This is a genomic window from Tersicoccus mangrovi, from assembly GCF_036881825.1.
Lineage (GTDB): Bacteria > Actinomycetota > Actinomycetes > Actinomycetales > Micrococcaceae > Tersicoccus > Tersicoccus mangrovi.
The window spans coordinates 115,245-138,317 of sequence record NZ_JBAJMW010000007.1 but is presented as its reverse complement, the minus strand read 5'-3'; the positions used below and the strand labels follow the sequence as shown (position 1 = coordinate 138,317).

The 23,073-nt window shown below is 71.5% G+C and carries 23 protein-coding genes; 15 read left to right on the top strand and 8 right to left on the bottom strand.

Annotation, left to right across the window (positions count from 1 at the left end; genetic code table 11):
* Window positions 1-23 precede the first annotated feature (23 nt).
* Window positions 24-1,520, bottom strand: coding sequence for an MFS transporter (locus V6N00_RS14560; RefSeq protein ID WP_334233366.1), 1,497 nt, complete (start codon window positions 1,518-1,520; stop codon window positions 24-26).
* A 218-nt stretch (window positions 1,521-1,738) separates the two neighbouring features.
* Here V6N00_RS14560 and V6N00_RS14555 point away from each other — a divergent pair, with 218 nt between their 5' ends.
* The 5 genes from V6N00_RS14555 (at window position 1,739) to V6N00_RS14535 (ending at window position 5,659) form a co-directional block, all read left to right on the top strand.
* Window positions 1,739-2,461, top strand: a complete 723-nt coding sequence (locus tag V6N00_RS14555) for a FadR/GntR family transcriptional regulator (RefSeq protein WP_334233365.1) — start codon at window positions 1,739-1,741, stop codon at window positions 2,459-2,461.
* Between the two features lie 81 nt (window positions 2,462-2,542).
* Entirely contained in the window at window positions 2,543-3,583 is a 1,041-nt protein-coding gene (locus V6N00_RS14550; protein ID WP_334233364.1) for an NADP-dependent oxidoreductase, read from the top strand.
* Window positions 3,584-3,592: 9 nt separating this feature from the next.
* Window positions 3,593-4,252 carry a CG0192-related protein gene (locus V6N00_RS14545; RefSeq protein WP_334233362.1) on the top strand — a complete coding sequence of 220 codons (660 nt, stop codon included), beginning with the start codon at window positions 3,593-3,595 and terminating at the stop codon, window positions 4,250-4,252.
* A complete protein-coding gene (locus V6N00_RS14540) occupies window positions 4,249-4,683 on the top strand; it encodes a YchJ family protein (protein WP_334233360.1) in 435 nt (144 codons plus the stop codon). Before V6N00_RS14545 ends, V6N00_RS14540 begins: the two co-directional genes overlap by 4 nt.
* A gap of 46 nt (window positions 4,684-4,729) precedes the next feature.
* Complete coding sequence (locus V6N00_RS14535; RefSeq protein ID WP_334233359.1) at window positions 4,730-5,659, top strand: NAD(P)-dependent oxidoreductase; 930 nt, start codon at window positions 4,730-4,732, stop codon at window positions 5,657-5,659.
* A 199-nt stretch (window positions 5,660-5,858) separates the two neighbouring features.
* On the opposite strand, the gene V6N00_RS14530 is transcribed toward V6N00_RS14535, so the two are convergent.
* The 3 genes from V6N00_RS14530 to V6N00_RS14520 all read right to left on the bottom strand — a co-directional run bounded on the left by V6N00_RS14530 (window position 5,859) and on the right by V6N00_RS14520 (window position 9,333).
* The gene (locus V6N00_RS14530) at window positions 5,859-8,246 is read right to left on the bottom strand and encodes an excinuclease ABC subunit UvrA (RefSeq protein WP_334233356.1); all 2,388 of its coding nucleotides are present in this window, start codon (window positions 8,244-8,246) and stop codon (window positions 5,859-5,861) included.
* Window positions 8,247-8,468: 222 nt separating this feature from the next.
* Window positions 8,469-8,879 carry a VOC family protein gene (locus V6N00_RS14525; RefSeq protein ID WP_334233354.1) on the bottom strand — a complete coding sequence of 137 codons (411 nt, stop codon included), beginning with the start codon at window positions 8,877-8,879 and terminating at the stop codon, window positions 8,469-8,471.
* 10 nt (window positions 8,880-8,889) lie between these two features.
* A complete protein-coding gene (locus tag V6N00_RS14520) occupies window positions 8,890-9,333 on the bottom strand; it encodes a helix-turn-helix transcriptional regulator (protein ID WP_334233352.1) in 444 nt (147 codons plus the stop codon).
* Window positions 9,334-9,525: 192 nt separating this feature from the next.
* Here V6N00_RS14520 and V6N00_RS14515 point away from each other — a divergent pair, with 192 nt between their 5' ends.
* Entirely contained in the window at window positions 9,526-10,188 is a 663-nt protein-coding gene (locus tag V6N00_RS14515) for a class I SAM-dependent methyltransferase (protein ID WP_334233350.1), read from the top strand.
* 162 nt (window positions 10,189-10,350) lie between these two features.
* Here V6N00_RS14515 and V6N00_RS14510 read toward each other — a convergent pair whose 3' ends face one another.
* Complete coding sequence (locus V6N00_RS14510) at window positions 10,351-11,358, bottom strand: NAD-dependent epimerase/dehydratase family protein (protein WP_334233349.1); 1,008 nt, start codon at window positions 11,356-11,358, stop codon at window positions 10,351-10,353.
* Window positions 11,359-11,562: 204 nt separating this feature from the next.
* Here V6N00_RS14510 and thrS point away from each other — a divergent pair, with 204 nt between their 5' ends.
* The 5 genes from thrS (at window position 11,563) to pdxS (ending at window position 17,047) form a co-directional block, all read left to right on the top strand.
* Entirely contained in the window at window positions 11,563-13,584 is a 2,022-nt protein-coding gene (gene thrS, locus V6N00_RS14505; RefSeq protein ID WP_416385092.1) for a threonine--tRNA ligase, read from the top strand.
* On the top strand, window positions 13,581-14,261 hold the full coding sequence (locus tag V6N00_RS14500; protein ID WP_334233347.1) for an HIT family protein: 681 nt from the start codon (window positions 13,581-13,583) through the stop codon (window positions 14,259-14,261). The genes thrS and V6N00_RS14500 overlap by 4 nt, the downstream gene beginning before the upstream one ends.
* Before the next feature lie 2 nt (window positions 14,262-14,263).
* Window positions 14,264-14,869, top strand: coding sequence for a phosphatidylinositol phosphate synthase (gene pgsA, locus V6N00_RS14495; RefSeq protein WP_334233345.1), 606 nt, complete (start codon window positions 14,264-14,266; stop codon window positions 14,867-14,869).
* Between the two features lie 70 nt (window positions 14,870-14,939).
* Entirely contained in the window at window positions 14,940-15,905 is a 966-nt protein-coding gene (locus V6N00_RS14490) for an NmrA family NAD(P)-binding protein (RefSeq protein WP_334233343.1), read from the top strand.
* Between the two features lie 200 nt (window positions 15,906-16,105).
* Window positions 16,106-17,047, top strand: a complete 942-nt coding sequence (pdxS, locus tag V6N00_RS14485; protein WP_334233341.1) for a pyridoxal 5'-phosphate synthase lyase subunit PdxS — start codon at window positions 16,106-16,108, stop codon at window positions 17,045-17,047.
* 114 nt (window positions 17,048-17,161) lie between these two features.
* On the opposite strand, the gene V6N00_RS14480 is transcribed toward pdxS, so the two are convergent.
* Window positions 17,162-17,644 carry a hypothetical protein gene (locus V6N00_RS14480; RefSeq protein ID WP_334233340.1) on the bottom strand — a complete coding sequence of 161 codons (483 nt, stop codon included), beginning with the start codon at window positions 17,642-17,644 and terminating at the stop codon, window positions 17,162-17,164.
* Between V6N00_RS14480 and V6N00_RS14475 the strand changes: the two genes are divergently transcribed.
* Window positions 17,637-17,882 (top strand): hypothetical protein, encoded by a 246-nt coding sequence (locus tag V6N00_RS14475; RefSeq protein WP_334233338.1) that lies wholly within the window; start codon window positions 17,637-17,639, stop codon window positions 17,880-17,882. The two genes, V6N00_RS14480 and V6N00_RS14475, sit on opposite strands and share 8 nt — an antisense overlap.
* 115 nt (window positions 17,883-17,997) lie before the next feature.
* On the opposite strand, the gene V6N00_RS14470 is transcribed toward V6N00_RS14475, so the two are convergent.
* Together V6N00_RS14470 and V6N00_RS14465 are read right to left on the bottom strand one after the other, a co-directional pair.
* Window positions 17,998-18,384 carry a VOC family protein gene (locus V6N00_RS14470; RefSeq protein WP_334233336.1) on the bottom strand — a complete coding sequence of 129 codons (387 nt, stop codon included), beginning with the start codon at window positions 18,382-18,384 and terminating at the stop codon, window positions 17,998-18,000.
* A 119-nt stretch (window positions 18,385-18,503) separates the two neighbouring features.
* On the bottom strand, window positions 18,504-19,148 hold the full coding sequence (locus V6N00_RS14465) for a TetR/AcrR family transcriptional regulator (RefSeq protein ID WP_334233335.1): 645 nt from the start codon (window positions 19,146-19,148) through the stop codon (window positions 18,504-18,506).
* A 69-nt stretch (window positions 19,149-19,217) separates the two neighbouring features.
* On the opposite strand from V6N00_RS14465, the gene V6N00_RS14460 reads away from it, so the two are divergent.
* Genes V6N00_RS14460 through V6N00_RS14450 form a run of 3 tightly spaced genes read left to right on the top strand, consistent with a single transcriptional unit; the run spans window position 19,218 to window position 23,004 of the window.
* Entirely contained in the window at window positions 19,218-20,786 is a 1,569-nt protein-coding gene (locus tag V6N00_RS14460; RefSeq protein ID WP_334233332.1) for a flavin-containing monooxygenase, read from the top strand.
* 8 nt (window positions 20,787-20,794) lie between these two features.
* Complete coding sequence (locus V6N00_RS14455; protein WP_334233330.1) at window positions 20,795-21,691, top strand: alpha/beta fold hydrolase; 897 nt, start codon at window positions 20,795-20,797, stop codon at window positions 21,689-21,691.
* Window positions 21,688-23,004, top strand: coding sequence for a saccharopine dehydrogenase family protein (locus V6N00_RS14450; RefSeq protein WP_334233329.1), 1,317 nt, complete (start codon window positions 21,688-21,690; stop codon window positions 23,002-23,004). Before V6N00_RS14455 ends, V6N00_RS14450 begins: the two co-directional genes overlap by 4 nt.
* Window positions 23,005-23,073 lie beyond the last annotated feature (69 nt).

The following is a 23,073-nucleotide window of genomic DNA, read 5'->3' as shown; positions in this document are numbered from 1 at the left end:
CGGTGTGGCGGTGGTGTCCGACGCTACTGCTCGGCGGTCCGGGTGAGCGTGGCGCCGTCGGTGGTCTGGACGACCCGGGGGACGACGTCCTCGCTGTCCGAGGGCCACACGTGGTCCGGCCGGATCGCCCGCTGCGCCCGCAGCGGGGCGTTGATCGCGAGCAGGACGATGACGATGGCGGTCAGACCGAAGGAGAGGACCGCCAGGGCGGTACCGAGCGGCATCGTGCTGGCGAGTCCCGCGCCGAGCACCGGGGCGACGGCGCCGCCGAGCGCGCCGACGTTGTAGGTGAAGCCCAGTCCCGCGGCGCGCTTGTCGACCGAGAAGTATCCGCCGATCCACTTGGGCAGCAGTCCGGCGATGCCCTGCCCGAACACCTGCTGCGCGAAGAGCAGGGCGCCGAGCAGCACGAGGCTGCTGCCGCCGATCAGGAACACCGGGAACACGAGCAGCTCGGAGACGATGAGGCTGACCCAGTACGCGCGCCGGGTGCCGAAGCGGTCGCCGGTGAATCCCGCGACGATGCAGCCCACGGCCGCGCCGAAGCCGGCGAAGAAGAGGACGTCGGCGACGTGGCTCGGGTCGAGGCCGAGATCGACCTTCAGGTAGGTCGGGAGCAGCGCCTGGATGGGCCACGAGTAGAGGAAGGCCGTGAAGACGACCACCATCAGCGTCACGCCGGTCGGCCAGCGGGGTCCCTCGAACTGGACCATGAACCAGACGAACACGGCGGCGCAGGCGAGAGCGCCGAGGACGACGACGAGCGTGGGCGTGCCGGTGACCGAGAAGATCAGGAGCAGCGCGGCGAAGGCGACGACGGTGAGCACGATGTTCAGGGCCGCTCGCGGCCCGCGGTAGAGGGTGCCGAACATGTTGGGCATCCGTGCGCCCGAGGCGGCGACCCGCTGCTGCGCGGCGGTCCAGTCCTCGGACTCGGGGAGGGACCGGCGCAGCCACAGGGCGATCGCGATGGGGATCAGGCCGACCGCGAAGAGGGCACGCCAGCCGAACTCGGGCACGACCAGCCGGTACACCTGGGCGGAGAGGACGGTGCCGACGGAGAAGCCGCTGATGAGGAAGCCGGACGCCTTGTTGCGCAGGTGCTGGGGCCAGGACTCGATGACGTACGTCGAGCTGGAGCTGTACTCGCCGGCCATGCCGAGGCCGATCATCAGGCGTGCGCCGAACAGCACCCAGTAGGCCGGGGCGATCGCGCAGAGGACCGAGCCGATCGAGAAGAGCACGATGCTGAACACCATGGCGTTCTTGCGGCCGAAGCGGTCAGCGAAGGCGCCGAGCGCCAGGCCGCCGAACCACCGGGAGATGAAGGCGGCCGAGACGAGGGTCGCTCCCTGCACGGTGGAGAGCTGGAACTCCTTGATCACCTCCGTCAGGACGAGCGTGATGATGACGAAGTCGAATCCGTCGAGCAGGTAGCCCAGCCAGGCGGCGACGAAGGCCTTCCATTGCCGGGGGGAGATGGCGCGGTACCAGGCTCCGGAGGTCGCCGTTGAACTCATGAGGTCTCCTGAGAAGGATGGATGGATATAGGACGTCAGACATCCGATGTCCGGTAGACTAGCCGAGCGATGTGTTCCAGGCAACACCATCGGAAGGCACCGCGTGGCGGCCGGGGCGCGACGTTCCCCGTTCGCCCACGTCGATAGGCTGAAAGGCAGTGATGGCTGAACAGGGTTGGCCGGTGGGGGAGATCCGGCCGGGGAAGAGGGGAGCGCGGATGGCGACGCAGTGGCCGGCACCCGACGACAGGACCGGTCGCGAACCGCTCAGTGTGGTGGACCGGATCAAGCAGTACATCCTGGTGAACCGGCTCTCCCCGGGCGACCCGATGCCCACCGAGAACGAGCTCAGCGACCAGCTCGCCGTCAGCCGCTCCCGCATCCGCGAGGCGATGAAGACGCTCTCCGCGCTCGACATCGTCGAGGTCCGGCACGGGTACGGCACCTTTGTCGGCACGCTCTCCCTGACCGGGCTGGCCGAGTCGCTCGCGTTCCGCGGCATGCTCACCTCCCACCGGGACAAGCACTTCCTGGCCGACCTCATCGACCTCCGGGAGCTCCTCGAGATCGACTGGGCGCCGCTGATCGTCGAGCGGCTCGACGTGGACACGCGCGCGGCGATGCGCTCCCTCGCCACCGCCATGGTGGATCTCGCGGCGCAGGGCCGCGAGTTCCCGGCCGAGGACCGGCAGTTCCACCAGCTGCTCGTCTCGATGAGCGGCAACGCCCTGGTCGGGCAGTTGCTCGACGTCTTCTGGCAGGTGCACTCGCTGGTCGACGACACCATCGGGCCACCCACCCACCTGGAGGAGACCGCGCAGGCCCACCACGCCATCATCGACGCGATCGAGTCCGGCTCTCCGGGCGAGCTCGAAGCCGCGATCCGGCGGCACTACGAGCCGATCCGGGACCGGATGCGCCGCTCCGCCGGCACCGACTGAGCGGACGCCGCCGGACGGTTTCTGACGGCCGTGTGACCGGAGCCACGGAACAGGACGCGCCACGGCCGTGTTGCCGCCGTCATGACCACGTCCAGCGACAACGGCGCCACCGCGCCCACCGTCAGCACCCAGATCCATCTCGCCTCCCGGCCCACGGGCTGGCCGACGCCCGAGAACTTCAGCACCGTCCGCGTCGATCTGCCCGACCTGCAGCCGGGCCAGGTGCGCGTCGCCAACACCTTCGTCTCCGTCGACCCCTACATGCGTGGCCGGATGAACGAGGGCAAGAGCTACGTGCCGCCCTTCGCCGTCGGCGAGGCGATGACCGGGGGAGCGGTCGGCGAGGTCGTCGCCTCGACCGCCGACGCGCTGCCGGTGGGCACCACGGTGCTGCACCAGCAGGGCTGGCGTGACGTGGCGCAGGGCGACGCCGCCGGGTTCACCGCGGTGCAGCGGGTGCCGGGTGTCTCCGACTCGGCGTTCCTCGGCATCCTCGGCATGACGGGCCTGACCGCCTGGGTCGGCCTGACCACCATCGCGTCGATCCGCGAGGGCGACACCGTGTTCGTCTCCGGTGCCGCCGGTGCGGTCGGCTCCGCCGTCGGGCAGATCGCCCGGCAGCTCGGCGCCAAGCGCGTCATCGGCTCCGCCGGGTCGGCGGAGAAGGTCCGCCTCGTCACCGAGCGCTACGGCTTCGACGCCGCGTTCAACTACAAGGACGCCCCCGTGCGCGAGCAGCTGCCCGAGCACGCGCCCGACGGCGTCGACGTCTACTTCGACAACGTCGGCGGCGACCACCTCGAGGCGGCCCTGGACGTCCTGAACCGCGACGGCCGCGTCGCCGTGTGCGGTGCGATCGCCCAGTACAACACCACCGAGAAGACGCCCGGCCCGGACAACATGGCCAACATCGTCAAGCAGGGCCTGACGCTGCGCGGCTTCACCGTCGGCTTCCACCTCGACCAGGCCGCGGAGTACCAGCAGGCCATGGGACCGTGGCTGCGGGACGGCAAGGTCGTGACCGACGAGACCGTGATCGACGGCATCGACCACGCGGTCGACGGCTTCCTCGCCATGATGCGCGGGGAGAACGTCGGCAAGATGGTCATCCGCACCCGTTAGCATCGGCCTATGGCACTGATCTACGACGCGGAACTGAAGCCCGGCAAGCTCGAGGCGGTGGCCCAGTGGCTGCCGCTGCAGGCGTGGTACGACGGGGACGAGGTGCCCGAGCTGACCAAGGTCGCCGCCTACCGGTTCGACGATCCGGACGGCGAGGTCGGCGTCGAGACGCTGCTCGTCAGCACCGGTGACGGTCCCGTCCTCCAGGTGCCGATGACCTACCGCGCGCAGCCGCTGCCCGAGGGTGGTCCCGCGAGCCTGATCACGACCATGGAGCACTCCGTGCTCGGCACCCGGTACGTCTACGACGCCACCGGGGACGCCGTGTACGTGCGGGCCCTGGCCGCTGCCATCCTCGACGGCACCGGTCAGGCCGACCAGGTCATGGACGGCGCGAGCACGCCGATGGAGCCGACGATGACGGTGCGCAGCGACGGCAGCCTGCCGGGTCACAGCCTCGAGGAGGCCGACGACGCGGCCGGGACGCTCGACGTGCAGTCGGCCGAGATCGCCGGCGAGACCACGGTGATCGACGCCGGCCTCATGACCGTGACGGTGCAGCACGTGCTCGACGAGATCGCCGACGCGGACGTCACCGCGGGCCAGGCGCGGCTGCTCGGCTCCTGGCCGGGTCACGACGAGCCGGTCGTGCTCGCCGCCCTCGCGTGAGCGACGGACCCGGCGGGTCCGACGACGCCGGGGTCGCCGGTGAAGGCTCGGCGGTTCGCTCCTGCCCGTGCGGCTCGGGCGCCGAGTACGCCCAGTGCTGCGGACCGCTGCACGAGGGCGGCGACGCGATCACCGCCGAGGCCCTCATGCGCTCCCGCTACAGCGCGTACGCGCTCGGCCTCGAGGGCTACCTGCGCCGCTCCTGGCACGCGAGCACCCGGCCGCTGGCCATCGAGCTGGACGACGGCACGCAGTGGCGCCGACTGCAGATCGTCGACCGGGACCGCGGCGCGGCCGGGGACGATGCCGGCGTCGTCGAGTACCGCGCCGCCTACCGCACTCCGCACGGCTCGGCCGTCCTGCACGAACGGTCGCGGTTCCGGCGCGAGAACGGCCACTGGTTCTACGTGGACGGCGACATCCTCACGTGAGGAACACCGTCCCCGACACTCTCTCGATCACTGCAGGAGGACGCGCATGAGCACGAACACCGACACCACATCCGACATCGCCCCGGGCCGCAGCCGGGTCGCCGTCCTCGGCACCGGCACGATGGGGGCCGCCATGGCCCGCCGCCTGCTCGGCGCCGGTTTCGCCGTCACGGCGTGGAACCGCACCGCCGAACGGGCCGAGGCCCTCGCCGACGACGGCGCCCGGGTCGCGACCGATCCCGCGGACGCCGTCGGTGACGCCGACGTCGTGCTGACCATGCTCTTCGACGCCGACGCCGTCCTCGAGACCGCCGAGGCGTTCCTGCCCGCGCTGCCGGACGGGGCCGTGTGGATGCAGTCGAGCACGACGGGCGTCGAGGGCGCCCACCGCATCGCTCAGGTCGCGGAGAAGGCCGGCGTCGCCCTCGTCGACGCCCCGGTCCTCGGCACTCTCGGGCCCGCCGAGCAGGGCAAGCTCACGGTCCTGGCGGCCGGTGCCCGCGAGCCGATCGACCGGCTCGCGCCGGTGTTCGGCGTCGTCGGCTCCCGCACCGTGCCGGTCGGGGAGCGTCACGGGGACGCGAGCGCGCTCAAGCTGGCGGTCAACGTCTGGCTGGGCACGCTGACGGCGGCGACCGCGCAGTCGCTGGCCATCACGCAGGCCTTCGACCTCGACCCGGACCTGTTCCTGACGGCGATCGACGGCACGCCGACCGACAGCCCGTACGCCCACGTCAAGGGCTCGGCGATGCTGGCCGACGAGCGCAGCCCCCAGTTCGCCCTCGACGGCCTGCGCAAGGACCTCACCCTGGCCCAGACCGAGGCGTCCGCGGTGCGCGGTGACCTGCTGGCCGCCGTTATCGCCGCCTTCGACGACGCCGCCGACGCCGGCCGCGGCGGCGAGGACATCAACGCCGTCAGCACCGCGTTCGACGTGCCCGAGGGTTCGACGGGCTCGGCCGACGAGGAGCACTGAGGGGTCGCACCGCTCTGTCGCGGTGACTCAGCGGTTTCGTGTTGACGTAGCGGTTCCCGCCCGGCCTCTGCGCTGAGTCAGCGGTTCCCGCCTGAAGGCGGTGCTCTTTGAGCCCGGCTTTCGGGCGGGAACCGCTGACTCGGCTGCCTGCGGGCCTGGTCGACCGCCGCTGACCTCTGCTGACCCTTGCTGAGTCGGGTCACGCCCCGACGTACGCTGCCAGGTGCTTGCCGGTGAGCGTCGTCTTCTGTGCCACCAGGTCCGCCGGGGTGCCCTCGAACACGACCCTCCCGCCGTCGTGCCCGGCGCCGGGGCCGAGGTCGATGATCCAGTCCGCGTGCGCCATCACCGCCTGGTGGTGCTCGATCACGATGACCGACTTCCCGGCGTCCACCAGCCGGTCCAGCAGCGCGAGCAGGTTCTCGACGTCGGCCAGGTGCAGGCCGGTGGTCGGCTCGTCGAGCACGTAGACGTCGCCCTTCTCGCCCATCTGGACGGCCAGTTTGAGGCGCTGCCGCTCGCCACCGGAGAGGGTGGAGAGGGCCTGCCCGAGCTTGACGTAGCCGAGCCCGACGTCGGAGAGCCGGGCCAGCACCTTCTCCGCGGCCGGGACCTTCGCGTCGCCGGAGCCGAAGAAGGCCAGGGCCTCGTCCACCGACATGTCGAGGACCTCGACGATGTTGGCCCCGCCGAGGGTGTACTCCAGCACGGCGTCCTGGAAACGGCGGCCCTCGCACTCCTCGCACGGGGTCTCGACGGTGTCCATCACCCCGAGCTCGGTGAAGATCACACCCGCGCCCTTGCAGGACGGGCACGCCCCCTCGGAGTTCGCGCTGAACAGGGCCGGCTTGACGTCGTTGGCCTTCGCGAAAGCCTTGCGGATCGGCTCGAGCAGCCCCGTGTAGGTCGCCGGGTTGCTCCGGCGCGACCCCTTGATGGCGCCCTGGTCGACGACCACGACGTCGTCCCGGTCGGCCAGTGCCCCGTGGATCAGCGAGCTCTTTCCGGAGCCGGCCACGCCGGTGACCACGCACAGCACGCCGAGCGGGACGTCCACGTCGACGTTTTTGAGGTTGTGGGTGGCGGCGCCGCGGATCTCGATGGCGCCGGTGGACGGTCGGGGGCTCTCCGTCAGGCGCGCCCGGTCGTCGAGGTGTCGGCCGGTGACCGTGTCGCTGCCGCGCAGCCCCTCGACGTCGCCCTCGAAGCACACCGTGCCACCGCCGGCGCCGGCGCCGGGACCGAGGTCGACGACGTGGTCGGCGATGGCGATGGTCTCCGGCTTGTGCTCGACGACGAGGACGGTGTTGCCTTTGTCCCGCAGTTCGAGGAGCAGCGCGTTCATCCGCTCGATGTCGTGCGGGTGCAGGCCGATGGTGGGCTCGTCGAAGACGTAGGTGACGTCGGTCAGCGAACTGCCGAGGTGGCGGATCATCTTGGTGCGCTGCGCCTCGCCGCCGCTCAGCGTGCCCGCGGGCCGGTCGAGGCTGAGGTAGCCCAGGCCGATCTCGACGAAGCTGTCGAGCAGGTGCTGCAGCCCCGCCAGCAGGGGCGCCACGGACGGCTCGTCGAGCTCGCGCACCCAGGTCGCGAGGTCGCTGATCTGCAGGGAGCACACGTCGGCGATGCTCTTGCCCGCGATGGTCGAGGAGCGTGCCTCGGGGGTGAGGCGAGTGCCGTCGCAGCTGGTGCAGGTGCCGAAGGTGATGGCCCGTTCGACGAAACGGCGCACGTGGGGCTGCATCGCCTCGACGTCCTTGGACAGCATCGACTTCTGGACCCGGGGGATCACGCCCTCGAAGGTCAGGTTCACGCCCTCGACCTTGATCTTGGTCGGCTCCGCGTACAGCATCGTGTCGAGCTGCTTCTTCGTGAACGTGCCGATCGGCTTGTCCATGGGCAGGCCCATGCCCTCGAAGAGCCGCCCGTACCACCCGTCCATGCTGTAGCCGGGTACGGTCAGGCCGCCGTCGGCGAGCGTCTTCTCCGGGTCGTACAGCGCGGTCAGGTCGAAGGCGGAGACCTGGCCCATGCCCTCGCATGCCGGGCACATACCGCCGAGGTAGACGGCGTCCTTGACCACCTTCTTCTCGACGCGGCCGCCTTTCTCGGTGCTCATGACGCCGCCGGCGCGCCGGGTCGGCACGTTGAACGAGAAGGCCGTGGGCGGGCCGACGTGGGGTGTCCCGAGCCGGCTGAAGAGGATCCGCAGCAGCGCGTTGGCGTCGGTGGCGGTGCCGACCGTCGAGCGGGGGTTGGCGCCCATCCGCTCCTGGTCGACGATGATCGCCGTCGTCAGGCCCTCCAGCTGGTCCACCTCGGGCCGGGCGAGGGTGGGCATGAAGCCCTGCAGGAACGCGCTGTAGGTCTCGTTGATCAGGCGCTGCGACTCGGCCGCGATGGTCGCGAACACGAGCGAGCTCTTCCCGGAGCCGGAGACGCCGGTGAAGACGGTCAGCCGGCGTTTGGGCAGGTCGAGGCTGACGTCCTTGAGGTTGTTCTCGCGGGCTCCGCGGACCCGGATCGTCTCGTGCGTGTCCGCCACGGTGGTGCCGGTGTCCGTGCTCGTCGTCGCGGCGCTGGTCATCGTCTCTCCTCGATCGGGGAACGGCGGGGATTCAGTCGCCTCCAGTATCGCCGGAGGACGGCATCCGTGGCGGGGGTCTCCGCGTCGATCGTGGTTCCTGCTGGGTCGGTTCCGCCCGGTGCCGCATGAGTCCGTCGGTTCCGCCTTCCGGGGGTGGTCATCGATCGTCGTGCGGGGGCGGAACCGACGGACTCAGCGGCTGCAGTCCAGGCCAGGTCGCACTCAGCCGACCTGCTGGATGCGGATCATGTTCCCTGCCGGGTCCCGCAGGGCGCAGTCGCGCACGCCCCACGGCTGGTCGGTGGGCTCCTGGACGATGTCGGCGCCGGTCGACTCGATCCGCGCGAAGGTCTCGTCCAGGTCGGTGGCCGCGAGGTTGATGCCGGCATAGGTGCCCTTGGCGATCATGTCGAGGATCGTCTGCTTCTCCTCGTCGGTCAGGCCGGGCTGCACCGTCGGCGGCGTGAGCACGATGGCGGTGTCGGGCTGGTCGGCGGGCCCGACGGTGAGCCACCGCATCTCGCCCTGCCCGACGTCGAGGCGCACCTCGAAGCCGAGGACGTCCCGGTAGAAGGCCAGCGAGGCCTCCGGGTCGGTGTGGGGAAGGAAACTGGAGTGGATGGTGACTGCCATGGCACCGACGCTACGGAGCGGGGACGGCGTCCGCTTCTCGATTCCTGATCGGTCGCGTCACCTGCTTCTCGACGCACGCGGGCAGGCCCGTGGTCGGGTGCGACTGCTGCGCGCGGTAGACGCTGGGCGGCATCCCGACGAGTTCGCTGAATCGGGTGCTGAACGTGCCGAGCGACTGGAACCCGACGGCGAAGCAGACCTCGGTGACCCCGAGGTCGCCGCGCCGCAGCAGGGCCATCGCCCGTTCGATGCGCCGCGTCATCAGGTAGGCGTAGGGCGATTCCCCGAAGGCGAGCTTGAACTGGCGGCTCAGGTGACCGGCGGAGAGGTTGACCCCGCGGGCGAGGGCCTCGACGTCGAGCGGCCGGGCGTACTCGCGGTCGATCCGGTCCCGGACACGCCGCAGCCGCACCAGGTCGGATCGGCGCTGCTCGGGGGTGGCGGGGGCGGTCATCGGCGCGATCGTGCCACGCCGTGCGGCGGCATTCAAGGAGGCTGCTGTCGACCGCGGCTCCTTTCCGATCGGCTCGGTCTTGAGTCCGCCGGTTCCGCCCGGCGGCCGTGGTCTTCGACCCCTCCCGAGGGCGAGGTGACGGACTCGGCAGAGAGTGGACGCCGCCGGCCCCCGACCTGAGACGATCGGCGGGTGAAACCGACCGATCACGACGCCGTCGCCGAGGACGTCGTGCGTTGCGCCTACGACACCGTGGCGGACGCCTACGCCGATGCCTTCGCCTCGACGGAGCCCGAGCTGCCCGTGGACCTGGCGATGATCGAGCACTTCGCCTCGCTGCTGGCCGAGCCGCGCGAGGTCCTCGACGCCGGATGCGGTGCCGGGCGGATGATGCCGCTGCTCGCCGGGCTCGGGTGCCGTGTCCAGGGGATCGACCTGTCCCGTGGGATGATCCGGCGGGCCCGGCGAGACCACACGCAGTTCCCGTCACGGGTGGGGTCGCTGTCCGATCTTCCGCTCCCGGACGCCGCGGTCGACGGCGTCTTCTCCTGGTACTCGACCATCCACACGCCCGACGCCGAACTGCCCGCTGTGCTGACCGAACTGCGGCGAGTCGTGAAGCCGGGCGGCCACGTCCTGCTCGCCTTCCAGTCGGGTTCGGGGGTGACGGAGGTGTCCGGCGCGTACCGTCAGCGCGGGCTCGACGTCGCCCTGTACCGGCACGACCGCACGGCCGACGACGCGGTAGCGGCGCTGCTGGCCGCGGGCATGGAGGAGGTCGCCCGACTGGAGCGAGCACCGGCCGCTCACGAGCGCACTGCCCAGGCCGTCGTCATCGCGCGCCGCCCGGTCTGACGTCCGGCGGTCTGCCGGCCTGTACGCACTCCGGCCAGGTGACTTAGCGGGTCGCACCCGAACGCGTTCTCCTGTCCGGCTGAGTCAGCGGGTCTCGCCCGAAAGCGGTGCTCAAAGAGCCCGGTGGTCGGGCAGAACTGGCGAACTCAGCACGATGAGCTGTCACGGTTGGCGGGTGCCGACCCCGGCGAGCATCGCCCGGTAACCCTCCCGGTAGGACGGGTAGGCCGGAGCCCAGCCGGTCGACCGGAGCAGGACGTTGGGCAGCCGCTTCCCCGAGGGCGACTCTTCCCCGGGGCTTGACGACGGCGCCCGCCCGACGGCGTCAGGCGAGCCGTTCGACGCACCGCTGGACTCGCCGGCGTCGGGTACGCCGGACGGAATGCCGTCGAGCGAGTCACCCGTTCCGCCGTACCGGGGGTCGTCGGAAGCGGCAGCAAGCGACGACGGTGCGACCGGGTGAGCGGCGTCGACACCCGCAGGCACACCGAGCTCACCGGCGAGGAACGCCAGGACGTCGGCCTCCAGGGCCGGCTCGTCGTCCACGCCGTGGTAGACCGGCGCCGGATCCGCCAGCGATGCGAGGTGCATGAGCGCGATCGCGGCGTCGTCCCGGTGGATCCGATTCGTCCAGTGCGCCGCTCGGCCGCCGTCACCGCTGCGCGCCCGGTCGATCAGCCGGGTACGCCCGGGCCCGTAGACCCCGGCGAGCCGGAGCACCACGGCGCCGGGGAGGGCGAGCACCAGCCGTTCCGCCTCGGCCAGCACCGCGCCGGTCGCGCTCGCGGGCTCCCCGGACCAGGACTCGTCCACCTCACGCCCGTCGTCGACCCCGACCACCGACGTCGAAGACACGAACAGCACGCGCGGGGACGCACCGGCCGCCGCCACGGCGGCCAGCGCCGCCCGCGTCCCGTCGAGATACGTTGCCCGGTACCCGTCGGCATCCCGCGACCCGGGCGTGAGTGCGATGACGACGACGCCGGTCGCGGGGTCCACCGGCGGCAGGGAGCCGGCATAGGTGACGTCGGCGGCCTGACCGTGCAGCTCGGGCGGCAGCACGGACGGGTTCCGGCGCCACCCGGTCACCGGGTGCCCGGCCGCAGCGAACCGGAGGCCGGCCTCGGTACCGAGGTCACCGCAGCCGACGATCAGGACAGGAGGCTTCACGAGAGACGATCATGCCAGCGGGAGCGCCGGCGGGAGCGCCGACCGGAGCGCCGACCGGAGCGCCGGCGGGAGAGGCCGGCCGGGAGCACCCGTGGGCGACGCCGATCGTGACGGGAGCCGGTTCGCCGTTGCTACGCTGGAGAACGGCGGGTTGCGGCGTCGTATGTCGTGAACCGTGACGCCGACAACCCAAGGAGACACCCCGTGGCCCAGAACACCCCGTCCGCCCTCGCGTCGCAGCACACCGAGGAGGTCGTGGTCACCACGGACACCACCGGCACCGAGCTGTTCGCCGACCGCCGGGACGTCGTCGTCATGCGCGTCGACGGGGAGCTGAAGGACCTCGCCACCCCGGTCAAGAACGGTGACGTCGTCATCCCCCTGACCATCGACTCCCCGGACGGGCTGAACGTGCTGCGCCACTCGACCGCGCACGTCATGGCCCAGGCGGTCCAGCAGCTGCGCCCCGACGCCAAGCTCGGCATCGGCCCGCACATCACCGACGGCTTCTACTTCGACTTCGACGTCGAGGAGCCGTTCACCCCCGAGGACCTCAAGGCCCTCGAGAAGATGATGCTGCGTATCGTCAACGCGTCCCAGTCCTTCGTGCGCCGCGAGGTGTCCGACGACGACGCACGGGCCGAGATGGCCGGTGAGCCGTACAAGCTCGAGCTGATCGGCCTGAAGTCCAACGCCGACGGGGCCGCCGAGGGCGCCGCTCAGGAGGTCGGCGAGGGCGGTCTGACCATCTACGACAACGTGGACCGCAAGTCCGGCGACACCGTCTGGAAGGACCTGTGCCGCGGGCCGCACCTGCCCACCACCAAGCTGATCGGCAACGCCTACGCCCTGACCCGCAGCGCGGCCGCGTACTGGCGCGGCAACGAGAACAACCCGCAGCTGCAGCGCATCTACGGCACCGCCTGGGCGTCCAAGGAGGACCTCAAGGCCTACCAGGAGCGCCTCGCCGAGGCGGAGCGCCGCGACCACCGCAAGCTCGGCCGCGAACTCGACCTGTTCTCCTTCCCCGACGAGCTCGGCTCCGGCCTGCCCGTCTTCCACCCGCGCGGCGGCATCATCAAGCGCGAGATGGAGGACTACGTCCGTGCCCGGCACGTGGCCGAGGGCTTCGAGTACGTCGGCACCCCGCACATCTCCAAGGACGGCCTGTTCCACACCTCCGGCCACCTGCCGTACTACGCGGACACGATGTTCCCGCCGCTGCACGTGGACGAGGAGCGCGACGAGGACGGCACCATCACCAAGCCGGGCCAGGAGTACCGGCTCAAGGCGATGAACTGCCCCATGCACAACCTCATCTACCGGTCGCGCGGCCGGTCCTACCGCGAGCTGCCGCTGCGGCTGTTCGAGTTCGGGCACGTCTACCGGTACGAGAAGTCCGGCGTCGTGCACGGCCTGACCCGCGTGCGCGGCTTCGCGCAGGACGACTCGCACTCCTACGTCACCGAGGAGCAGGCGCCCGACGAGATCCGCCACCTGCTCGACTTTGTGCTCGGCCTGCTGCGCGACTTCGGGCTCAACGACTTCTACCTCGAGCTCTCCACCCGGGATCCCGAGTCGAGCAAGTTCATCGGCTCGGACGAGCAGTGGGAGAAGGCCACCCAGGTGCTCGCCGACGTGTGCGCCTCGACCGGGCTCGAGCTCGTCCCGGATCCGGGCGGCGCCGCCTACTACGGCCCGAAGGTGTCGGTGCAGGCCCGTGACGCGATCGGCCGCACCTGGCAGATGTCGACCATCCAGTACGACTTCAACCAGCCCGAGCGGTTCGGCCTCGAGTACCAGGCGGCCGACGGCACCCGCAAGCAGCCGGTCATGATCCACTCGGCCAAATTCGGGTCGATCGAGCGGTTCATGGGCGTGCTCACCGAGCACTACGCCGGCGCGTTCCCCGCCTGGCTGGCGCCGGTGCAGGTGATCGGCATCCCCGTGGCCGAGGCGTTCGCCGACTACATGGCCGACATCGTCACCCGCCTGAAGAAGCAGGGCATCCGCGCCCAGCTCGACGACGGCACCGACCGGTTCCCGAAGAAGATCCGCACCGCCGCCAAGGAGAAGGTGCCCTTCGTGCTCATCGCGGGCGGGGAGGACGCCGAGGCCGGCGCCGTCTCCTTCCGCTACCGCGACGGCAGCCAGGAGAACGGGGTGCCGATCGAGCAGGCGATCGAGAAGATCGTCGCCACCGTCCGCGACCGGGTCAACTCGTGACGGAGGCGGGCCGGCAGGCCTCGGGGCACGGGGACGACGCCGCGACCGCGGCCTCCGACGCGGCCGTCACCGACGACTTCGCCCTGGCCGGGGACCGCGACGCCTTCGCGCGCCTGTGGACCCCGCACCGCCTCGCCTACATCACGGGGGAGGAGAAGCCGAAGGACGCGGACTGCCCGTTCTGCAACGCGCCGAAGCGCAGCGACGAGGAGTCCCTCATCGTCCACCGCGGGCGGACCTGCTTCGTGCTGATCAACCTGTTCCCGTACAACCCCGGGCACCTGCTGGTGAACCCGTACCGGCACGTCGCGGACCTGTCCGACCTCACGGACGAGGAGATCGTCGAGGTGCAGACCCTCACGCGCACGGCCATCGAGGTCGTGCGGCACGTCTCCCACCCGGAGGCGTTCAACGTGGGGCTGAACCTCGGGCAGGTGGCCGGTGGCAGCCTCGCCGCGCACCTGCACCAGCACGTGGTGCCGCGGTGGGCAGGCGACGGCAACTTCATGCCGGTCATCGCGCAGACCAAGGCCATCACCCAGACCCTCGGTGAGCAGTGGCGGCAGCTGCACGAGGCGTGGGACGACGTCGCCGAGCGGGTCGCGGGGGAGCGGGCGGACGCCGCCTCCTACACCCCGGTGTCCGAGACCGCCGTGTCCGACGACGCTCGAGCCTGACCGTGCTCAACAAGTACGCCCGGGCGTTCTTCGCGCGGCTGTTCACGCCGCTGGCGCAGTTCCTGCTGCGCCGGAACGTCTCACCGGACGTGGTGACGATCGTCGGTACCGTCGGCGTCACCGTGGCGGCGCTCGTGTTCTACCCGCTCGGGCAGCTGTTCTGGGGCACGATCGTCATCACGCTGTTCGTGTTCTCGGACGTCGTCGACGGCCTGATGGCGCGCGCCCTGGACCGCCACAGCGAGTGGGGCGCGTTCCTCGACTCGACGCTGGACCGGGTGGCCGACGCGGCCATCTTCGCCGGCGTCGTCATCTGGTACTTCACCGGCGGCGCCAACGCGGTGATCGCGGTCGTCGCGTTGATCTGCCTCGTCCTCGGCAGCCTGGTGCCGTACGCCCGGGCGCGGGCCGAGGCGATCGGGGCGAGCGCCGACGTCGGCATCGCCGAGCGCAGCGAACGGCTCGTCGCCGTCCTCGTCTTCACCGGGTTCACCGGCCTCGGCCTGCCGCCGGTGTGCCTGCTCGTCGTGCTGATCCTGCTGGCGGTGGCCTCCGCCATGACGCTGGGCCAGCGCATCCACGCCGTCCGCCAGCAGACGACGGCCTGAGGCCTCGGGCCACGTGAACCCCCGGGAAGCTCCCAGCCCGCCATCGACCCGCGGATGGCAGGATGGCGACATGGACGAGAGCGGGCAGACGACCCCGGAAACCGGACCCCGAACGGGTGCCGTCGCCGTCGCCGGAGCCGCCGGTGACCTCGGCGGACGCATCGTCCGCGCCCTGCTGGACCGCGGTGCCACGGTACGGATGCTGGTCGACGCCGGCGCCGATCCGGCGCGCACGGCCGAGTCCGTGCGACTCGGGGCGACGACGGTGCCGGTCACGTGGGCCGAACCGGCGAGCGTCACCGCCGCACTGGACGGGGTGGACGCCGTCGTCAGCGCCTGGAACGGCCTGCGGGACGTCATCGTCGACCGGCAGTCCGTGCTCGTGGACGCTGCCGTGGAAGCCGGGGTTCGCCGCTTCGTCCCCTCGGACTACTGCCTGGACTGGACCCGCACCCACCGCGGCGACAACCGCAACATCGACCTCCGACGCGAGTTCGCCGGGCGGGCGGACCGGGCGTCGATCGCGACGACGAGCGTGCTGGTCGGCGCCTTCACCGACCTGCTGACCGGTCCGATGCCGGTGCTGCAGCCCCGACTCCGCCGGGTCCTCTACTGGGTCGACGCGGACCAGCCGCTGGACTTCACCACCCGGGACGACACCGCCGCGGTGACCGCCGAGGTGGCGCTGCACCCCGGCGACCAGCCGCGATTCGTCCGCTTCGTCGGCGACTCCGTCACTGCCCGGGACCTGGCGCGCATCAGCGGGGAGATCGCCGGGGTGCCGTACCGGCTCTCCAGTGCGGGCGGTGTGCGCACCCTGAGCGCCATGATCGTGGCGGCGCAACGGGTCGACCGCGCGTCCGACGCCGTCTTCCCCGCCTGGCAGGGCATGCAGTACCTGCGCGACATGTTCACCGGACGCGGCACCCTCCAGCACCGGGACAACGCGGAATTCCCGATCGAGCCCACCGACGTCGCCACCTTCCTGCGCTCGTGGGAGAAGGCCGGAGACCGCGACGACGACGCCGGAGGCTGACACCGCAGCCTGACGCGGAACTCGGCGACGAGAACCGACGTCGAGCGGGCCACCCGTCTGCCCGTGGACCGGTGGGCGACGCGCATCGCGGCGACCCGATGTCCTACCCTCGACAGGGCGCTCCGCGTGCCCTCCGCCGCCGCGCACCACCGCGCGCACCGCCGCGTGACCCATTGATCGAGTCGAAGGAACGAACCGCTGTGACGAGTGAGACCACCTCCACCCCCGTGACCGGATCGGACCGCGTCAAGCGGGGAATGGCCGAGATGCTCAAGGGTGGCGTCATCATGGACGTCGTCACCGCCGAGCAGGCCCGCATCGCCGAGGACGCCGGCGCCGTCGCCGTGATGGCGCTCGAGCGCGTGCCCGCCGACATCCGCGCCCAGGGTGGCGTGTCCCGCATGAGCGACCCCGACATGATCGACTCCATCGTCGAGGCCGTGTCCATCCCGGTCATGGCCAAGGCTCGCATCGGCCACTTCGTCGAGGCGCAGGTGCTGCAGTCCCTCGGCGTCGACTACATCGACGAGTCCGAGGTGCTGACCCCGGCCGACTACTCCAACCACATCGACAAGTGGGCCTTCACGGTTCCCTTCGTCTGCGGGGCCACCAACCTCGGCGAGGCGCTGCGCCGCATCAACGAGGGCGCGGCCATGATCCGGTCGAAGGGCGAGGCCGGCACCGGCGACGTCTCCAACGCCACCACCCACATGCGCACCATCCGCGCCGAGATCAACCGGCTGCGTTCGATGGCGCCCGACGAGCTGTATGTCGCGGCCAAGGAGCTGCAGGCGCCGTACGAGCTGGTCAAGGAGATCGCCGAGACCGGCAAGCTCCCCGTCGTCATGTTCACCGCGGGCGGCATCGCGACCCCGGCCGACGCGGCCATGATGATGCAGCTCGGCGCCGACGGCGTGTTCGTCGGCTCCGGCATCTTCAAGTCGGGCAACCCGGAGCAGCGCGCGAAGGCCATCGTCAAGGCGACGACCTTCCACGACGACCCGTCGGTCATCGCCGACGTCTCCCGCGGCCTGGGCGAGGCCATGGTCGGGCTCAACGTCCCGCCGGCGTCGAAGGCCGGCCAGAACCCCGCCGACCTGCAGGGCACGTCGTTCACGCGGCTCTCCGAGCGCGGCTGGTGACCAGTCCGCGGTAGAAACACGGCACCGAGAAGGCGGCCGAGACGGCAACGTCCCGGCCGCCTTCTCCGCGTGTGACCTGCGACGATGCGCCCCTGAGCCGTTATGGTTCAAGGGTCACCGGTCCGGTTTCTCGGGGGGACCGCGTTGATGCGTCTCGCGATCGCGGGGCGCCGACGCTCGTGAAAGGAACTGGTTCGTGAAGCGATACCTCGCACCCGCCGCCGTCTGTGCGGTTCTGGCCCTCGGCACCCTGACGGCGTGTTCGTCCGGCTCGACCGGCGCCACCGGCTCCGGTTCGTCCGCAGCGGTGAGCGCCTCCGCCTCGGACACCGCCACCATGTCGGCCACGTCCTCGGACTCGGCGTCCGCATCCGCCTCGGACTCGGCTTCCCCAACCGCCTCGTCGTCGGAGACGTCCTCCGCCTCGGCATCGGAGAGCGCTTCCGCCTCACCGTCGGCGGCGGAGAGCTCCTCCGCCGCGGCAGCAGGGCCGGTCTCCTCCGCCCCGATCGCCGGGGCGAAGGCGCAGAAGCTGCCGTCCGCCGTCGGCAGCTGGACGAAGGACGCCTCCAGCTCAGGGCCGGCGACGATGTACAAGAACGACGGCAACCTCACCACCGTCGAGTACCGCTCCGGCATGGACTTCACCGCGTCCGTCGCGTACATCGTCACGGCGAAGAAGGCCGTGGGCTCCGGCTTCTGCGGGCAGACGGCCGGCAAGTCGAACGTCTGCTACCTGAAGGCACTGCCGGGCGTCCTCGTCGTGACGCCGGGGGACGAGCAGAAGGACCATGGCGTCGCCTTCGCGTCGTCCCTGGTCAGCGCCCTCGGCTGAGTTGCTCCGCACGCACGCGGTCCCGGACGGCTCGCGCTGGCCGGGACTTCGTGCGTTCTGGGTCCGGTGATGGCCGGGAGGCCGAGTGCCCGAGCGGGCCCTCACCGGGCCGACATCAGAACGTGTCGCCGCGGCGCCAGGCCATCTCCTGCAGCTCCAGAGTGTTGCCGTCCGGGTCGGCGAAGCCCGCGTAGCGCACGCCGCCGCCGACGTCCGTGACCGGGCCGACGTCCACGCCGCGCTCCACCAGCTCCGCCCGCGCCGCCTCGACGTCCTCGACCACCAGATGCAGCGCCCGCACGGTGCCCGGGGTGCCGGTGTACGCCTCCAGCCCGGTCCCGAACCCGACCGAGCAGCCCGAACCCGGCGGCGTCACCTGGACGACGCGCACACCGTCCGCCGGGGTCACGTCGACGTCGGCGTGGAACCCGAGCTTGTCGACGTAGAACGCCTTGGCCCGGTCGACGTCGGCGACGGGCAGCGGTACCAGTTCCAGCTTCATGTCCACGAGAGTGCTCCTGTCGGCGGGGCGTGTCACCGTGCGGCCATGCCGCAGCGAGTCGATGTCACCGCGAGCCTAGGCCACAATGTGAACGCTGTCCACATTGGCGTTCGGGCCGGTCAGGCCGGCGGTACCCCGTAGATCGCGGTGTGCCACAGGTGGAGCAGGGTGGGCACGACAGCGTCGCTCGCCAGCCGCAACGGCTCCTGCGCCAGGTCCGCCTGGATGACGCGCTCGTTGAGCTGGAGCAGCGCGGTGGCGATGTCGCGGGCCGGCAGTCCGGCCGGGGCGTTGCCGTGGGCGCGCTCGGATTCGATCGCCCGCGCCGTGTTCTCGACCCAGTAGTCCTGCACCCCGGCCCACACGGCGGAGAGCTTCGGCCACACGTGCCGGGCCTCGATCAGGGTCTCGCTCAGCCGCCGGTGCCGCCCGAACACGTCGTGGTAGCCCTGGATCACGCCGCGCCAGCGCTCGGCGCTGTCCGCGGGCGCGCCCGAGAACAGGCGTCCGACGGTTGCCTCCGCCTCGTCGACCACGTTCTCGACGAGGGCGATCAGCACGTCCTCCTTCGAGGCGAAGTAGAAGTAGAACGTCGGCCGCGAGATGCCGGCGCCCGCGGCGAGTTCGCCGATCGAGATCTCCTGCAGCGACCGGTCCGCCAGCAGCCGTTCGGCCGTGGCGAGGATCCTGCCTTCGCGCTCGTCGCCGTGCGGCCGGGAGCGGCTGCGGCGGCCGAGCGGCAGGTCGGCAGAGGGCTCGGTCATGGCGCCAGTCTACGATCCGGTAACCTCCAGCCCCTGTAACTCTCGACAGGGTGTTGATAGCGTGGCGTCATGACGACGTCGTCCCGTACCGAGTCCACCCCGGTCGAGCGTGCCGACCACGAACGCGAGGGTTCCGAGCACGTCGACCTGCTCATCATCGGCGCCGGGCTCTCCGGCATCGGGGCGGCCGTGACGCTGGGGGAGCGGTTCCCCGAGAAGTCCCTGGCGATCCTCGAGGCGCGCGAATCCCTCGGCGGCACCTGGGACCTGTTCCGGTACCCGGGCGTGCGCTCCGACTCGGACATGCTCACCCTCGGCTACTCCTTCCGCCCGTGGCGCGAGGCGAGCGCGCTGGCCTCGGGGCCGGACATCCTCGAGTACGTCCGCGACACCGCGCGCGAACGCGGCGTGGACCGGCTGATCCGCTACGGGCACCGTGTCGTCGAGGCCGCCTTCGACTCCGGGACCGGCCGCTGGACCGTCACCGTCGAGCGGGACGGGCGCACCACGACGATGACCACCGGCTTCCTCTACGTCTGCGCCGGCTACTACCGGTACGACGCCGGGTACACGCCCGAGTTCCTCGGTGCCGCGGACTTCGGCGGCCGGCTCGTGCACCCGCAGCAGTGGCCCGACGGGCTCGACGTCGACGGCCGCCACGTCGTCGTCATCGGCAGCGGCGCCACCGCGGTGACCCTCGTGCCCGCCCTGGCGAAGCTCGGCGCGCACGTGACGATGCTGCAGCGCACGCCGACGTGGATCTTCAGCCTGCCGTCGATGGACCGCACCGCCGTGAAGCTGCGCCGCCGGCTGCCGACGCCCGTCGTCGAACCGCTGCTGCGCTGGCGCAACGTCATGATGCAGATGGCCAGCTACCAGCTCAGCCGACGCCGCCCCGAGGTGATGAAGAAGCAGCTGCTGACCGCGGTGACGCGCAAGCTGCCGCAGGACTACGACGTGGACACCCACTTCCTGCCGCCCTACAACCCGTGGGACCAGCGGCTGTGCGCGGTGCCCGACGGAGACCTGTTCCGCAGCATCCGGGACGGCAAGGCCGAGGTCGTCACCGACACCATCGACCGGTTCACCGCCGACGGCATCCGCCTCACCTCGGGCCGCACCCTGCCCGCCGACATCATCGTCACCGCCACGGGCCTGCGGCTGCAGCTGCTCGGCGGCATGACGCTGCGGGTCGACGGGCAGACCGTGGACCCGTCGCAGCGGCTCACCTACCAGGGCGCCATGCTCGACGGCGTCCCGAACCTGGCCCTGGCGATCGGCTACACGAACGCCTCGTGGACCCTGAAGATCGATCTGGTCAACCGGTTCCTCGTCCGGGTGCTCACGCGGATGCAGCGCCGGCACGCCGACGTCGTGACGCCGGTGGCCCCCGACGTGCCGACCGAGGCGCGGACGCCGCTGCTGGACTTGAATTCTGGGTACATCAACCGCAGCGTCGACGTGCTGCCGCGGCAGGGACCGAAGGCACCGTGGAGGATCAACCAGAACTACCTGCTGGACCTGGCGATGTTCCGCTGGGGCCGGATCACCGGGCGTGGCCTGCGCTTCACCCGATCCTCCGGCACTGCCGGCACCGCCACCACCCGCACGCCTGTGAATGAGAAAGTGGTCGCATGATGGACAGGATGACGGTCGAGGGCGCCGACCTGCGGTACCGGACCACCGGGGAGGGGCCCGACGTCGTGCTGCTGCACGGCATCGCCCGCAGCCTCGAGGACTGGGACGAACAGCACGAGCTGCTCTCGCCGCACTTCCGGGTGACGAGCGTGGACCTGCCCGGGTTCGGTGAGTCGGGACCGCCGACGGCACCCAACACGATGGAGACGATGGCCCGCGCCGTGCTCGGCGTGATGACCGAACTCGGCATCGAGCGCGCACACCTCGTCGGCAACTCGATGGGCGGGGCCGTCGCGATGCAGGTCGCCGCCCTCGCCCCCGAACGCGTGCGCACCCTCGTCCTCGCGAACAGCGCGGGCTTCGGCCGCACCGTGACGCCCGCACTGCGGCTCATGGCGATCCGCCCCCTCGGGCGGTTCCTGCTCAAGCGGCCCAACACGAAGCAGATCTACAACGCCGAGCGCGGCCTCTACGTCAGCCGGGAACTGGTGACGCCGGAGCGGCTCGACCGCGGCATGCGGTTCGCCCGGCGGCCCCACGGCCCGGACGTGATGCTGACGACCCTGAACGGGATGGGCAACCTGTGGGGCGTGCGGGCCCGATGGCGCCGGGAGCTGCTCGCCCGGATGGTCGAGCTCGACATCCCGACCTTCGTGCTGTGGGGTCAGAAGGACCTCATCCTGCCGATCGCCCACTCCGAGGCGGTCGCCACCGCACTGCCCAACGCCACGCTGCATGTCTTCCCCAACACCGGTCACCTGCCCCAGGTGGAACGGGCCGAGGAGTTCTCCCGGCTCATCCAGACGTTCTGGGCCGCGAACAGCGATACCACCGGCGACGGCGTCGACGACACCCCCGATGCCGCCCCGCATCCCGACCACGACCCGGAGACCAGCGACCGATGACCGCGACGCCGTCCGACCCCCAGCCCGATACCCGGCCGGATACCGACGCCGCGCCCTCCGCGGCGCGCGAGTTCGACATCGTCCTGTTCGGCGCCACCGGCTTCGTCGGCCGGCTGACGGCGGGGCACCTGGCCGCGCACGCCGCCGCCGAGCCCGGCAGGCCGGCGGGAGAACCCGTGCGGATCGCCCTGGCCGGACGCAACCGGGCACGGCTGGAGGAGGTGCGGGCGGCCCTGCCGTCCGGCGCGTCGGGCTGGCCCATCATCGTCGTCGACGCCGGCGCCGAGGCGGGGCTGCGAGCGATGGCCGAGCGCACCCGCGTCGTCGTCACCACCGTCGGTCCCTACGCGACGCACGGGCTACCGCTCGTGCGCGCCTGCGCGGAGGCCGGCACCGACTACGCGGACCTGACCGGGGAGGTGCTGTTCGTCCGGCGCAGCATGGACGCGGCCGACGAGACGGCCCGGCGCACCGGCGCCCGCATCGTGCACTCGTGCGGCTTCGACTCCATCCCCTCGGACCTGGGCGTGGCCCGGGCGGCCGCCCACGCGCGGGCCCACGGGCTGGGGGAGCTCACCGACGTCACGACCCACGTGCGGCGGATGCGCGGGGGCGCCAGCGGCGGCACGGTCGCCTCGGCGCGCACGCAGATGGCCGAGGCGCGCGCGGACCGTGCGGCGGCGCGGACGATGCTGGACCCGCACGCCCTCGACCCGGCGGAGCCGGGAAGGAGCAGCTCTGCCCGGACCGACCGGCGCAGCAGCCGCTCCCGCTTCGGGGTCGAGGACGACGGCATCTGGTTCGGGCCGTTCTTCATGGCCAGCTACAACGAGCCGCTGGTGCGGCGCAGCAACGCCCTGACCGGCGGCGCCTACGGATCGCGGTTCCGCTACCGCGAGGTCACCGACACCGGACGAGGCATGCGCGGTGCGCTCCGAGCACGGGCGCTGCGGCGGCTGATGGCGCTCGGGTTCGCGGCGCTGGCCGTTCCGGCGCTCGACCCCGTGTGGGACCGGCTGCTGCCGGCCGCCGGTGAGGGTCCGAGCGAGCGGGCCCGTGCCAACGGACGCTTCCTGCTCGAGGCCGTGGCCGAGACGAGCAGCGGCACGACCGTCCGCTCCCGCGTCGGCGCACGCCACGACCCGGGCTACGACGGCACCGCGATCATGCTCGGCCAGACCGCCCTGGCGCTGGCCGCCGGTGAGGGCGACGCCGGGCGTGGCGGGGTGCTGACCCCGTCGTTCGCCCTCGGTGATGTGCTGGCCGATCGGCTCATCCGGCACGGCTTCGACATCGGCATCCGGGCCGACTGAGCTGACGCTCCGCCAGCACATGGCCGGTGCCGCAGCCCGGCGCCGGTCGCGTGAGTCCGGTCGCGCCGA

Coding starts and splice junctions, on each gene's coding strand:
- V6N00_RS14525 (WP_334233354.1), bottom strand. CDS start 8,879: ATGGCAGTCACCATCCACTCCAGTTTCCTTCCCCACACCGACCCGGAG.
- V6N00_RS14535 (WP_334233359.1), top strand. CDS start 4,730: ATGAGCACGAACACCGACACCACATCCGACATCGCCCCGGGCCGCAGC.
- V6N00_RS14475 (WP_334233338.1), top strand. CDS start 17,637: ATGTACAAGAACGACGGCAACCTCACCACCGTCGAGTACCGCTCCGGC.
- V6N00_RS14460 (WP_334233332.1), top strand. CDS start 19,218: ATGACGACGTCGTCCCGTACCGAGTCCACCCCGGTCGAGCGTGCCGAC.
- V6N00_RS14530 (WP_334233356.1), bottom strand. CDS start 8,246: ATGACCAGCGCCGCGACGACGAGCACGGACACCGGCACCACCGTGGCG.
- V6N00_RS14560 (WP_334233366.1), bottom strand. CDS start 1,520: ATGAGTTCAACGGCGACCTCCGGAGCCTGGTACCGCGCCATCTCCCCC.
- V6N00_RS14520 (WP_334233352.1), bottom strand. CDS start 9,333: ATGACCGCCCCCGCCACCCCCGAGCAGCGCCGATCCGACCTGGTGCGG.
- V6N00_RS14465 (WP_334233335.1), bottom strand. CDS start 19,148: ATGACCGAGCCCTCTGCCGACCTGCCGCTCGGCCGCCGCAGCCGCTCC.
- V6N00_RS14550 (WP_334233364.1), top strand. CDS start 2,543: ATGACCACGTCCAGCGACAACGGCGCCACCGCGCCCACCGTCAGCACC.
- V6N00_RS14450 (WP_334233329.1), top strand. CDS start 21,688: ATGACCGCGACGCCGTCCGACCCCCAGCCCGATACCCGGCCGGATACC.
- V6N00_RS14470 (WP_334233336.1), bottom strand. CDS start 18,384: ATGAAGCTGGAACTGGTACCGCTGCCCGTCGCCGACGTCGACCGGGCC.
- V6N00_RS14555 (WP_334233365.1), top strand. CDS start 1,739: ATGGCGACGCAGTGGCCGGCACCCGACGACAGGACCGGTCGCGAACCG.
- V6N00_RS14455 (WP_334233330.1), top strand. CDS start 20,795: ATGACGGTCGAGGGCGCCGACCTGCGGTACCGGACCACCGGGGAGGGG.
- V6N00_RS14490 (WP_334233343.1), top strand. CDS start 14,940: ATGGACGAGAGCGGGCAGACGACCCCGGAAACCGGACCCCGAACGGGT.
- V6N00_RS14545 (WP_334233362.1), top strand. CDS start 3,593: ATGGCACTGATCTACGACGCGGAACTGAAGCCCGGCAAGCTCGAGGCG.